This window comes from Pseudoalteromonas luteoviolacea (genome assembly GCF_021654285.1).
Classification (GTDB): domain Bacteria; phylum Pseudomonadota; class Gammaproteobacteria; order Enterobacterales; family Alteromonadaceae; genus Pseudoalteromonas; species Pseudoalteromonas luteoviolacea_J.
Window position 1 is genome coordinate 1 of sequence record NZ_JAKFZS010000036.1, and the last position, 13225, is coordinate 13225.

The 13225-nt window shown below is 40.9% G+C and carries 8 protein-coding genes; 4 read left to right on the forward strand and 4 right to left on the reverse strand.

Translation table 11 applies throughout. The features are described 5' to 3' along the window. Window positions 1-53: 53 nt before the first annotated feature. Window positions 54-2015, reverse strand: a complete 1962-nt coding sequence (locus tag L1077_RS23640; protein ID WP_237139285.1) for an FAD-dependent oxidoreductase — start codon at window positions 2013-2015, stop codon at window positions 54-56. Between the two features lie 239 nt (window positions 2016-2254). Here L1077_RS23640 and sppA point away from each other — a divergent pair, with 239 nt between their 5' ends. Next, window positions 2255-4123 carry a signal peptide peptidase SppA gene (sppA, locus tag L1077_RS23645; RefSeq protein WP_237139319.1) on the forward strand — a complete coding sequence of 623 codons (1869 nt, stop codon included), beginning with the start codon at window positions 2255-2257 and terminating at the stop codon, window positions 4121-4123. Between the two features lie 85 nt (window positions 4124-4208). Next, window positions 4209-5219 carry an asparaginase gene (gene ansA, locus L1077_RS23650; RefSeq protein ID WP_237139286.1) on the forward strand — a complete coding sequence of 337 codons (1011 nt, stop codon included), beginning with the start codon at window positions 4209-4211 and terminating at the stop codon, window positions 5217-5219. Between the two features lie 57 nt (window positions 5220-5276). Here ansA and gndA read toward each other — a convergent pair whose 3' ends face one another. Continuing rightward, on the reverse strand, window positions 5277-6650 hold the full coding sequence (gndA, locus tag L1077_RS23655; RefSeq protein ID WP_237139287.1) for an NADP-dependent phosphogluconate dehydrogenase: 1374 nt from the start codon (window positions 6648-6650) through the stop codon (window positions 5277-5279). A gap of 434 nt (window positions 6651-7084) precedes the next feature. On the opposite strand from gndA, the gene pyk reads away from it, so the two are divergent. Further along, window positions 7085-8518, forward strand: a complete 1434-nt coding sequence (pyk, locus tag L1077_RS23660) for a pyruvate kinase (protein ID WP_237139288.1) — start codon at window positions 7085-7087, stop codon at window positions 8516-8518. Between the two features lie 95 nt (window positions 8519-8613). On the opposite strand, the gene L1077_RS23665 is transcribed toward pyk, so the two are convergent. After that, the gene (locus L1077_RS23665; protein WP_237139289.1) at window positions 8614-9438 is read right to left on the reverse strand and encodes a LytR/AlgR family response regulator transcription factor; all 825 of its coding nucleotides are present in this window, start codon (window positions 9436-9438) and stop codon (window positions 8614-8616) included. A 4-nt stretch (window positions 9439-9442) separates the two neighbouring features. Then, window positions 9443-10513: a sensor histidine kinase gene (locus tag L1077_RS23670; protein WP_237139290.1), complete on the reverse strand. Its 1071-nt coding sequence runs from the start codon at window positions 10511-10513 to the stop codon at window positions 9443-9445. A gap of 380 nt (window positions 10514-10893) precedes the next feature. Between L1077_RS23670 and L1077_RS23675 the strand changes: the two genes are divergently transcribed. Next, entirely contained in the window at window positions 10894-13119 is a 2226-nt protein-coding gene (locus L1077_RS23675; RefSeq protein WP_237139291.1) for a TonB-dependent siderophore receptor, read from the forward strand. The last annotated feature ends 106 nt before the right edge of the window (window positions 13120-13225 follow it).

A 13225-nucleotide genomic window follows, 5' to 3' on the forward strand; every position in this document is an offset into this window, starting at 1 on the left:
TAATGCCTAACTGATCGGCATTAACACCCCGTGCCGTTTTGTTTTTTGAAAGGTTATATCTTTCTTGCGACTTGTAATGCTTCGTAAATAGCCCGCTTTGCGTCAATGGCACTTGCAAGCAATGCTCCACCAATCACGTGATGATTATTTGGCAGGCTTTCTTTGTCAAAATCAGACTCATTTGAAGTTTGACCAATACAAGCGATCACTGTATCCACATCAAGTGTTTGCTCTTTACCATCAATACGTACAACTAGTCCATTATTTGAAAAAGAAACATATTCACAGCCTGCAAGCTGCTCGACATTGTGGTGCTTAGCCACAGCTCTATGGATCCAACCTGTCGTCTTGCCTAAACCTGAACCAAAGCGACCCGAACTGCGTTTAAGCATATATATTTTTCGCTGTTCTGTTGATTGAACAACAGACTGTTCAATACCCCACTGGCCTTTGAATTCTTCAATGGACTGGTTTTCAGGCTCTGTTAAAAATGCGACCATATCAAAACCGATGCCACCAGCCCCTAAAATCGCGATTTTATCGCCAAGCTCCACTTCTTTGAGAATAACTTCATCATATGCCAAAACACGTTTGCCATCGCTACATTCAATTTTAGACAAGCGCGGGCTAACTCCAGTCGCAAAAACAATATCGTCGTAATCTACATCCATTTTATTGTTATAAGGCTTGCCAAGCTCCATTTTTACGCCGAGTCGTGTCACCTCGTTTAAAAAGTATTTAAGCGCTAATTTAAAATCTTCTTTACCTGGGATCCGCATTGCAAGATTAAATTGACCCCCAGCATGCTCATTCTTATCTATCAATGTAACTTGATGACCTTTTTTAGCCAAATAGCAGCTAACTGACAACCCAGCAGGCCCCGCTCCAACGACTAATACATCTTTAGGGCTTGAGGTTTTCTCGAGGGGATAATCTAATTCAAAGCCAGCTTGAGGATTCACCAAGCAAGTTGCTCGTTTGCCTTTAAAAACATGATCTAAACACCCCTGATTACATCCAATACAAATATTGATTTGCTCAGACTTATTCTCTGCGTATTTGTTAAAAAAGTCAGGATCTGCAAGCAGAGGCCTTGCCATTGAAATAAGGTCGGCCTCACCTTTGTCAAGGATATTATTCGCGAGTTCAGGTGTATTTATACGGTTTACCGCGACAACGGGAATGTCTACAACGTCTTTTAAACGCTTAGACGCTTCTCTAAATGCACCAGGAGGCACCATGCTGGCGATGGTCGGCACACGTGCTTCATGCCAACCGATACCCGTATTTAAAATATCAACACCAGCGGCTTCAAGGGCTTTGGCTTGCACCGTTACTTCTTCGCTGGTGGAACCATTTGGCACTAAATCCATCACGGACAACCTAAACACAATAATAAATTGGTCAGACACGCGTGCCCTGACCGCTTTTACAATATCTACGGCCAGCCGCATACGGTTCTCGAGTGTACCGCCATACTCATCTTTACGATGATTGGTATGTGGTGCCATAAATTCGTTGATTAGATACCCTTCTGAGCCCATGATTTCAACACCATCATATCCCGCTTTTTCTGCCATGTAGGCTGATTTAGCGAAATCTTTAATCGTGCTTTTGATCATGCTTATCGACATGGACTTTGGTGTATATGGATTTATAGGCGCTTTAATTTTACTCGGCCCAACATTGAATGGGTGATATGCATAGCGCCCAGCATGCAAAAGTTGTAGGCAAATTTTACCTTGATGCTGATGTACAGCTTCTGTATATGCCTTGTGTTTAATCACATCATAGCGGGAATTAAAAGATGACGCGATGGGGGTAAGTTTACCACGTATATTTGGGCTGTATCCACCCGTTATAATTAGGCCAACACCGCCTTTAGCTCTTTCCTCGTAAAAAGCGCGCAGCCTTTTTCGGTTGTGCCACCCTTCTTCAAGTCCTGTGTGCATTGAACCCATGACCAAGCGGTTACGTAGCTCAGAATTTTTAAGTTTTAGTTTTTGTTCTAACATTGCTCGCCCCAATGTAACTGGTCCTACCTGTGAACATTAACCAATTTATAGATTTTGGCAAGTAAAAAGCAAAAATTTATTACTTAAAAGTAGATAAATTTATAATAATTCCACAAATTTGCGACTAAAGTGAGCGAAGTAATACTTCGTTACGTTTTAAAAGTAACACTGAGCGCACAACTAAGTTATGATATTAATGAGAGCATTTCGGTACTAAAACCAGAGGAAAAACATTGAAGCTGATCGCAAAACTATTTAAAGGCATATGGCATGCGTTGAACTTCTCTCGCAGGCTACTTGTAAACTTGGTATTTGTTGTACTTATCATAGGCGTTGTTGTTGCTATGATGTCTTCAGAAGAGGAAATCCTCGTACCTCAAGATAGCGTTTTACGTTTAAATCTTTCAGGCAAGTTAGTAGAACAGCTAACTTACGTCGACCCCGTCGATGCAGCACTGGATGATGCATTCGGTCCAAGCGATAAACCAATGGAAGTGCTAGTTGATGATGTAATTAGAGTCATTAATAAAGCAACCCATGATAATCGTATTAAAGCAATACATCTTGACCTTAAAGGCTTGCATCATGGGCACTTGGACAAATTAAGAGACATCACAACGGCACTTGATGAATTTAAAGCGCAGGGAAAACCCGTATATGCACACGGCCCTTACTTTACGCAAACGCAGTACTATTTAGCTGCGGCGGCGGACGAAATATCTATGCATCCTTATGGAGGCGTAAGCATCAAAGGCTTTGGTACTTACCCAATGTATTACAAAGATGCGCTAGATAAATTACAAGTAACGCAGCATATCTTCCGAGTTGGCACTTTTAAGTCAGCGGTTGAACCGTTTATCAGAAACGATATGTCAGATGCAGCTAAAGAAGCGAACAAACTTTGGCTCAATAATCTCTGGGCACAATACAAAAATGATGTTGCTGCGCGACGACCATTTGACACGGATAACTTCGATGAGACCTTAACGCAACTTGGTGAAAAAATGTCAACTGTATCAGGTGACTCTGCACAATTTGCGATAAAATATGGCTGGATTGATTCACTCAAAACAGACCAGCAATTTAATAACAAACTCGTTGAATTAGTAGGTACTGACGCCAAAGGCAATAAATACAAGCAAGTAAAGTATAAAGAGTATTTAGCATCAATTTCCGGCTTCCCCACTCAACCTAACCCGTTCACCGACAAGGTCGCTGTCGTTGTCGCCAAAGGGCAAATAGTCGATGGCAAACGTAAAGCTGGTATGATTGGTGGGGATTCTACGGCAGCCTTACTCAGAAAAGCACGTCTTGATAGCAATGTAAAAGCAGTTGTACTTCGTATTGATTCAGGTGGCGGCAGCATGTTTGCTTCCGAACAGATCCGAAATGAAGTATTAGCCATAAAAGAGGCTGGGAAACCCATTGTAGCTTCTATGGGTTCTGTTGCTGCATCAGGCGGTTATTGGATTGCGGCATCCGCCAATGAAATTTGGGCATCGCCTTCAACCATCACGGGTTCTATCGGGGTTTTCGGCACTATATTTACATTTGAAAACTCTTTAAAAGAGCTTGGCTTATATTCCGACGGTGTTGCAACGACAGAACTTAGGTCTTCTTCTATTGCACGGGGCATCGATCCTCAATACGCAGATATTATTCAAATGGGTGTTGAAGATGCTTACGACAAGTTTTTATCTATGATTTCTGATGCAAGAAACATCAACAAAGAAAAAGTGGATGAAGTTGCTCAAGGACGTGTTTGGCTTGCCCCTCAAGCATTAGAATTTGGTTTGATAGACAAGCTTGGCACGAAAGATGAGGCTATCGAATCCGCTGCTGCACTTGCAAGTCTAGAACATTATGAAGTGTTCACAGTTGAGCAAACTCTCAGTGAAAAAGAGCTATTAATGCAACAAATATTTGGTGCTGAAATAGTGCAATCTTTACTGCCAAATGCAACACAGTCTGATACGCTTCAAAAAGTAACTCAGCAAAGTATCAATCAGCTCATAAATAAAGTGCAACAAAGTGCAAATATGATTGAACTATATAACGACCCAAACAGTATATATAGCTTGTGTACTATGTGTGATGTGTCCCCATAGTTCATAGCTACAAGGTTAATGAATAAACTGCAATGTGATGCTGCAGTTGGTATAATAAGCCCAGACTCAAATCTGGGCTTTTTTTATGAAAAGAAAAAAAATCTATATTGCCTATACCGGCGGTACCATAGGAATGAAGCAATCAAGCAAAGGGTATGTACCCGTTGCTGGTTATCTCACAGAAACTGTCAAGAATAACGCCGAATTCACACGTGAAGAAATGCCGTTATTTGATATTCATGAATATTGTCCGCTCATTGACTCTTCAGACATGTCACCTTTGCACTGGCAATTAATCGCTGAAGATATTCAATCTAAATACGATGACTATGATGGGTTCGTAGTATTGCATGGAACAGATACCATGGCATACACAGCATCAGCCCTGTCTTTCATGTTTGAAAACCTCACAAAACCCGTGATCGTCACAGGCTCTCAAATCCCACTGTCTCAACTTAGATCAGACGGGCAAGTTAACTTATTAAATGCAATGTACCTTGCAGCAAACTACCCTATTGCCGAAGTCAGCTTGTTTTTTAACAATAAGTTATTCAGAGGTAATCGTGCGCTTAAAGCACATGCCGATGGGTTTGATGCTTTTGCATCCCCTAACCTAGCCCCGCTTGCTCAGGTAGGGATTAATATTCAGCTCCAAGAAGGCAAGTTGAGCCCGTATGTCGATCAAGACTTAGATGTCACCTCTATTCAATCTCAGCAAATTGCGGTACTGCACCTCTATCCTGGAATTAGCGCCACTATGGTTGAAAATGTGCTGTCATCCGATGTTAAAGCACTTATTTTACTTAGTTTTGGCGTAGGAAATGCCCCACAACAGGACGATATTTTAGCGACCCTGAAGAGTGCGTCTGAACGTGGTGTTGTTATTGTAAACCTAACGCAATGTATACAAGGTCAAGTGAATATGGGGGGCTATGCAACTGGTAATGCACTATTAAACTGTGGTGTGATCAGCGGCTATGACATGACGCTAGAGGCATGTTTAACAAAGTTACATTACTTATTCAGTCAAGATCTAGAATTAGAAACAATTCGTCACTTGATGCAGGATAATTTGCGAGGTGAATTAACTAGATAATCATTTCTAGTTACGCAAGCAATTATAAAAGGCCACATAACGTGGCCTTTTCGATAGTTAACGTACCTTTTCAGGTAAATCGACTAAATCAGTTAAATGAGAAGTCTCACCGCTGTGTGTTTTAATGCCATGCTCACCAAAATAGTCACGTTGTGCTTGAACTAGATGACCATTGCTAGGCGTGCTTAGCGTTGCAATATAAGTTTGTGTCGAAGCAAGTACAGGGAAAGCCAAACCAGTCTGAATTGCTTGGCCTGTAATACTTCTTAGTGCATGCGCTTCTGCTTCAAGTGTATCGATGAAATCAACACCCTTTGCGATGTCATCAAGATAATCTGCACGAATGATACAACCGGCACGCCAAGTTTGTAATGTCTTGGCAAGATCAACTTTCCACTGATGTGAACGTGAAGCACCTTTGATTAACGCAAGACCCTGACGGTAGCAAAGCAAGCTAGCAAAATAAAATGCTGACTTAAGCTCATCCAAATCGATATCGATTTTTTTGGTTTCTTTCGCTTGGTAAGTCATCTCTTTCGCTGCAAGCGTACTGATGGTATTAGTTAAGTGACGCGCTTGTACTGCAGCAACCAGTGAAGGCACTGCAATGCCCAATTCTAACGCATTTTGTGCGGTCCAAAGGCCAGTGCCCTTCGCACCGACTTTATTGTCAATCAGATCAACTAATGGTGTTTGGTTGCTGTCTTCTAGGCTAAGAATGTGACGAGAGATCGATAATAAGTAACTATTCAACTCACCTTCTGACCAAGATTCAAAAATCTCAGCCACTTCTTTTGGTGAGCGACCTGTGCCGATGCGAAGCAAGTGATAAACTTCAGCAATTAATTGCATTAGCGCATATTCAATGCCGTTATGAACCATTTTCACAAAGTGTCCACTCGCAGACTGACCTACACGCGCAAAACATGACTCGCCATTGTAGCTGGCAGCAACTTTTTCAAACCAAGGAACCAAACGCTCCCAACCGCCTTCAGAGCCACTAGCCATCATAGCTGGGCCATGTCTTGCTCCTTCTGCACCACCTGAAATCCCCATGGTGGCAAACTCAAATTTATTTTGGTACTTAAGTTTACGAGCAATACCGTCTTTGTAATTACTGTTTCCGCAATCAACAATAATATCGCCTTTTGACACGCCGGCTTCTATTAGTTCATTACATACTGAGTCAACTAGCTCGCCTGCTGGTACTAATAGTAGTACCGAACGAGGAGGCTCCAGCCTTCTAACCATATCACCGAGATCCGATACGATATGGAGACGCTCTTCTACACCCAAAGACTGTGCACAGCTAATTAATTCAGCGCCTGCATCTGGGTTTTTATCATAGGCGACTAATGTCATACCTTTCTCTATTAAGTTCAGTGCAAGGTTTTTGCCCATTACACCTAAACCAACTAATGCAACTTGCATTAAGTTTCCTCCTCGGTAACAACCACACTTAAATTCGTCTACACGATGTCCGGTACATTATACCTGAGCATTCAACAATATTCTGCTCGGGCCACCTTAACTATCAAACAATTTGAAGTTTAGTACTTTTTTAGTCATCTCGTGTTTTAGCACAAGCAAAATTTTGCTCTACACACAGGCTAAACACATTATCAGTCAGAGTGTTAAAGCTAATCTTCTTTCACTCTAAGATTGACGACTACTGACACCGGTGTCATAATCACGTCATACAGATCATATAATTTAATTTGTGTATGAAAAAGGGTTTAGTGGCAAAACTTTACAGAAAAGCGTAATTATCTGAGAATATTTGCTTAATTAAGGTTTAAAAGGCCACTATTTAACCACTTTCAATTGAAAAAGATGTTAGCAAGAGCAGCCTACAGGAGAATCTGATGCTTAGACGCACTAAAATAGTTGCCACACTGGGACCAGCTACAGATAGAGATAATAATTTAGAAAAAATCATTCGCGCGGGTGCTAATGTAGTACGACTAAACTTTTCCCATGGTGTAGCGCAAGATCATAAAAACAGAGCAGACGCTGTTCGCGAAATCGCTAAAAGACTAGATAAGCATGTTTCAATTTTAGCAGATTTACAGGGGCCTAAAATCCGTGTTTCTACTTTTGCTGAAGGTAAAGTTAACCTAGAGGTAGGTGCAAAGTTCACACTAGATGCTGAACTAGGCCTCGGTGAAGGTACTGTTGAAGCAGTGGGCATTGACTATAAAGAATTACCGCAAGACGTAAATAAGGGTGATCTTCTATTATTGAACGATGGTTTGATTCAATTAACCGTTGATGAAGTCGTCGGTAAAAAAGTAATTTGTACCGTAACCGTTGGTGGTATCTTGTCAAACAACAAAGGTATCAACAGATTAGGTGGCGGTTTAACAGCTCCTGCCTTTACAGATAAAGATAAAGAAGACTTAATCACTGCGACTGAAATCGGCGTAGACTATATTGCAGTTTCATTCCCTCGTAGCGGTGATGACATGCGTTATGTAAGAAGCCTTGCAGAAAAAGCGGGGTCTAACGCACAGTTGCTTGCTAAAATCGAACGCGCAGAGGCTGTTGAAACAGTTGAAGCAATTGACGATATTGTATTAGCATCAGATGCAGTAATGGTTGCACGTGGTGACTTGGGTGTTGAAATTGGTGATGCAGCGCTTGTTGGTAAGCAAAAACAAATTATCAGCCGCGCACGTTCTTTGAATAGAACCGTTGTTACAGCGACACAAATGATGGAGTCGATGATCGACAACCCAATGCCAACGCGTGCTGAAGTAATGGATGTTGCAAACGCAGTATTAGACGGCACAGATGCAGTTATGCTTTCAGCTGAAACAGCGGCTGGCGATTACCCAGAAGAAACAGTAGCAACAATGGCTCGCGTTTGTTTAGGTGCAGAATCTCAACCTGAAACACATATTTCTAAGCACAGACTAGACAGTATGTTTGCAGATACATCAGAGACTTTAGCGCTATCTGCAATGTACGCAGCGAACCACTTAGATTCAGTGAAGGCAATTGTCGCATTAACAGAATCAGGCAACACTTCTAAACTGATGTCGAGGATCAGCTCTGGATTGCCGATTTACTCGCTATCTCGTCATGCCACGACACTAGGTCAAACAGCACTATATCGCGGTGTTTACCCAGTGTACTTTGATTCAACAAGTTGCACAGCAGATTCGCTTGTTAATGATGCGCTAAATACGCTTGTTGAAAGTGGCTCTTTAGAAAAAGGTGATACCGTTATTCTTACTCACGGTGACTTAATGGAAACTATTGGCGCTACCAATACATTGAAAATCGTCACTGTATAATCATTACGATTCCTGATACATACTGAGCCCGACTTAAATTAGTTGGGCTTTTTTGTATCAGACATTAAGGCAAAACGATATTAAAGTGCTATGCGCTAGCTTGCCAACGCTGACTTCACTTTATCTCTATAGCTACGGCTAACTTTGAGCTCTTGACCGTTATCCAATACCAACAAATATTCACCACTACTTTGTGTCACTAGTTTACTGATTTGGCCCGTGTTTACGATGGCAGAACGATGTACACGTACAAACAGTTTCGGGTCGAGCTCTTGTTCCAGCTCTTTCATTGTTTTGCGTAAGATATGCGTTTGTCCGTCAGCACAGTGTAGACACATATAATCACCCGCAGCATCAATCCATTGGATGGTTGCAGTCGACACTCTGATTATTTCGCCCTGCTCTTTTACAGCAAGAGATTCAGGAAACTTTTTGTCTTCAATTGCATCACCAGTGGCTAGCTTTTTTAGAATTTCTTCGCAATTGTTACCTGTTATCCCCGCCACAAAGCTGGCTAGCTTTTTCTTGTGGGCGTTATCTTGTTGGTTCTTTAAATAACTTTGCACTTTTTCGATCGCCTGTTTTAGTCTGTTGTCATCAACTGGTTTTAGAATATAATCCAAAGCGTGGATCTCAAACGCTTTGACCGCATAGTGATCAAACGCTGTAACAAAGACAATAGCAGGCAAAGGTTTAACACTTTCACTTAGAATTCGTGCTACTTCAAAACCATTTAACCCGGGCATTTGGATATCTAAAAAGACCAAATCAATATCCTGCTGCTGGCAAATGTCTATGGCTTTTTGTCCACCGTTACAAAGTTCGACTACTTCTATTTCATCAAATTCTCTTAATCTGACTGCCAAGCCCTTTCTTGCTAGTGGCTCGTCGTCAACAATTATCGTTTTAATCTTGCTCATTACTTCACTTCTCGGCCTTTTCAAACGGAACTCGTATGTTTGCCTTCAATCCTGAAGGCGAATTATTTGATAACACAAACGAGTAATTATTCTCATAAAGTGTTTTTAATCTGTCTTTGGTATTTGCGATGCCAACACCGCTTGCATTGGTCAGCTGGCCATCAGTAAGCTCAGCCCCTGGACCATTGTCTCCAACTTCTAACAATAGTTCATTGGCAAATACTTGCGCTTTAATTTCAATCTTGCCACCCTCATCCATATGAGCTATCGCGTATTTAATGGAGTTTTCAATCAGTGGCTGCAATATCAGACTTGGGACAAGCGCATTTTTTGCTTGCTCAGTGATATCTAAATCTATCGCCAAACGTTCGTCAAAGCGAACCTTCTCTATCTCTAAATACAATTTTAATGCGTGAAGCTCCTGCTCAAGTGGCACTTTTTTGATTGGATCTGTATTTAAGGTATACCTTAAAAAGTCACTTAATCTAGACACCATCTGGTTAGCGTCTTTGTTCTCTTCCACTAATATCAATGTTGATATTGCGTTTAGTGTATTAAATAAGAAATGAGGGTTGAGCTGATAACGAAGCATTTTTAATTGCGCTTCATGGGCCATGGTATTGGCCTTTAGTGCTTTTTGACGTTCACTTTGAAGTAACTGGTAATATTTAATACCAAAATATAGGCCACTCCAACACAAGACGATATAAACTGAATCTAACCCTTGTTGAAGGTAATAAAACCATTCTTCTGGACGATAGCCATGTCGGTATATTTCCCACAAGTTATACTTTTGTACAACTGACCACAACGTACCTGTAATGTAAGAAACACTAAAAACAACAAATATCAAAATCCAAGGCTTTGCATTCCAAACTCGACGATAGAGATACCTAAGTGGCACCGTCATCAAACAACCAGCATACGCATTGAGTACGATGACAAATACATAGATGTCTCGCATTTCAAATACTTTTGAGCCTATATAGTTAACCAGCGCATAACCGATCCAACCAGATATCTGCAAAACCCAAAAAAATCGTTGTCGATTATCGACTAAAGCTTGCCAATTCAAATTAATTTTTACCTCTAATAACCTACCTTGGATTATATCCCATAGAAAACCAGTTAATCACTACCAATAGTCTTGTATTTCCAACAATTAACCGCAAACATATAGGTTATTGAAACACAGTAACAACGCTGTAACTAATCAAACTCAACCTTAATTATCAGTTTAAATATCGATTCCAACCACAATTTAACCGCCTGCTAATCCAGACAAAAACGTTTCAATTAAAGGTATGTATGTAAATTTAAAATGAAGAGACATGGTGATGTGTTAAGTGATTTCTTACATATATGTTTCTTATAACAAAAACCCCAAAAACACCATTGATAATCGTTATCACTTGCAATACTATTCGCGCGATTATTTAATAATAAAGGAAAATCATGCGCTCATTTAAAACCAAATATCCAATGCTTCTTTCAGCACTTGCGATTGCTTTTTCTGCTACATCACTTGCTGACGATTCAAAAAAAAATGAATTGGAAGTGATTGAAGTCAGTCCGAAAGGGCTTATTTCTTATGTTAGTGCAAGTGCATCAAAATCAGATGTACCTATCACAAAAACACCTGTATCAGTTTCTGTTTTAACGTCAAAGCGAATCGCCGATCTTGGTGCAGAAACCTTACAAGATGCAATTGGTTATGTAGCTGGTGTATATAATGGCCCATATGGTGTCGATACACGTGGTGATTGGTCAAAAGTACGTGGTGTAGACCCTCTAATTTATGTAGACGGCCTACAAATGCAGTTTGGAAACTACAACAACACTCGTACTAATCCATATACACTTGAGCGCGTTGAAATTTTAAAAGGCCCCTCTTCTGTTCTTTATGGTCAAGGCTCAACAGGCGGTATTATAAACTCAGTATCAAAACGTCCACACAGCGAAACTCAAGGCGAGATCTGGGCACAAGTGGGTAACTATGATCGCGCACAGCTAGCCGGTGACTACAACACTGCGTTTGGTCAAAACGATGAATATCAAGCAAGATTTGTCGGTGTATATCGTAATAGTGATACTCAAACAAACTTTGTTGAAGACAATACGTTGGTATTTGCACCCAGTTTTGCTTGGGATATCAACCAAGATACGCGTTTAACAATCTTGACCAAGATACAAGAAAATGAGTCAGGATCTTCAACTCAATTCTTTCCACATGAAGGCACCATTTTACCTGCTAAATACGGCCAAATACCGAGTGAGCGATTTGTAAGTGAGCCGGGTTGGGACCGCTACGATACAGAGCAGTTTGCAATCACAACAATTGTTGAGCACAGTATTGCTGAAGACACGCAAGTTAACTGGTCTACTCGCTATAGTGATAGCTCTTCTGAGTACCGTACTATTTATTCTTGGCCACCTAAGTTTGAAGCTGATAAGCGTTCTATTAGCCGTGTATTTAGTATGTCAGATGGCGAGTCAAAGAGCTTATTAAGTGATATCCAATTACATCAATACATCGAATTCAGTGACGTAGAAGTAAACATTGTTGCTGGTATTGATTTTCAAGATGCAGAAACGCGCACCAGTCGTTTACGCGGTGTTGTCTCTTCCAAGCTAGATTTATACAACCCTGTGTACGGTTTAAATGATCCATTACCAACAGAAATAAAAGACATCGCACCTGAGCAAGTAAATACTCAATTGGGTGGATATATCCAAGCGACGTTTGAGTACAACAACCTTGTTGTAAACGCTGCACTTCGTCACGACGATCTCGAGCAAAAAACGTGGGAAAAAGTAGGTGATGCTGCAAGTCTATTGCAAGTTAAAAAATCACAAAGTGCTTTAACAGGTCGAATTGGCGGACTATACCAATTTGAAAATGGTATCTCACCTTATGTTAGCTACTCGGAATCATTCCAGCCTATATATGGTTCAAGGCCACAAGGCGGAAGCTTCAAGCCTAAAGAGGGTGAGCAAATAGAATACGGTGTGAAATATCAACCTGCTGGCACTGAACACTTAATTACTGCTAGTGTTTTCCATATTACAGATAAAAATCATGTGAGAAAAATTTCCCCTCTTGAACATGTACAAGATAGTGAAGTCTCAGTTGATGGCTTTGAGCTTGAAGCGCAACTAGAGTGGGAAAATTTAGATGTCTATGCTTCATATGCGTACACAGAATCTGAGCAAGATACCACTCCTCTATCTGCACAAGAAATCTTTACTCAGGCAGCTATGTTAGCTCAACAGGCTCCGGATCGGCAGCAGCAAATTATGGCTGGTGCTGTATTAACAGCTGGCACTGATGATGTGCCTCTGTCAGCAACCCCAGAGCATTTGGCATCAGTATGGGCAACTTACCGTGCAGACAACCTGTTAGAGGGGTTAAAGTTCGGTGCAGGTATTCGTTATGTTGGTAAAACATTTGATGGTAGCCGCTCAGTTTCTGTTGGTAATGTTGAATACCATAAGGCGCTTACCACAGATAGCTTTACGTTATATGACATGATGGTTGGCTATCAGTTTAACGACTATGAGTTAAGCCTAAACATCGACAACTTAACAGACAAGACAGTGATCACCAGTTGTTTATACCGCGGCGATTGCTTCTATGGCCAGCGCCGTACCATCACAGCTAACTTAAAATATCGCTTTTAATTTTACGTGATTTATTGTGGCGTCATTCATTCAAGTTAATGGCGCCATTTTATAAGCCCTACAAACTCTTTTCAAAACATCAAAGCTAGTATTCTAAACTATTCAA

What these genes read in the sequence shown, in the direction of transcription:
- L1077_RS23640 (WP_237139285.1), bottom strand. Translation starts at nt 2,015, where the DNA reads ATGTTAGAACAAAAACTAAAACTTAAAAATTCTGAGCTACGTAACCGC.
- ansA (WP_237139286.1), top strand. Translation starts at nt 4,209, where the DNA reads ATGAAAAGAAAAAAAATCTATATTGCCTATACCGGCGGTACCATAGGA.
- gndA (WP_237139287.1), bottom strand. Translation starts at nt 6,650, where the DNA reads ATGCAAGTTGCATTAGTTGGTTTAGGTGTAATGGGCAAAAACCTTGCA.
- pyk (WP_237139288.1), top strand. Translation starts at nt 7,085, where the DNA reads ATGCTTAGACGCACTAAAATAGTTGCCACACTGGGACCAGCTACAGAT.
- L1077_RS23665 (WP_237139289.1), bottom strand. Translation starts at nt 9,438, where the DNA reads ATGAGCAAGATTAAAACGATAATTGTTGACGACGAGCCACTAGCAAGA.
- L1077_RS23675 (WP_237139291.1), top strand. Translation starts at nt 10,894, where the DNA reads ATGCGCTCATTTAAAACCAAATATCCAATGCTTCTTTCAGCACTTGCG.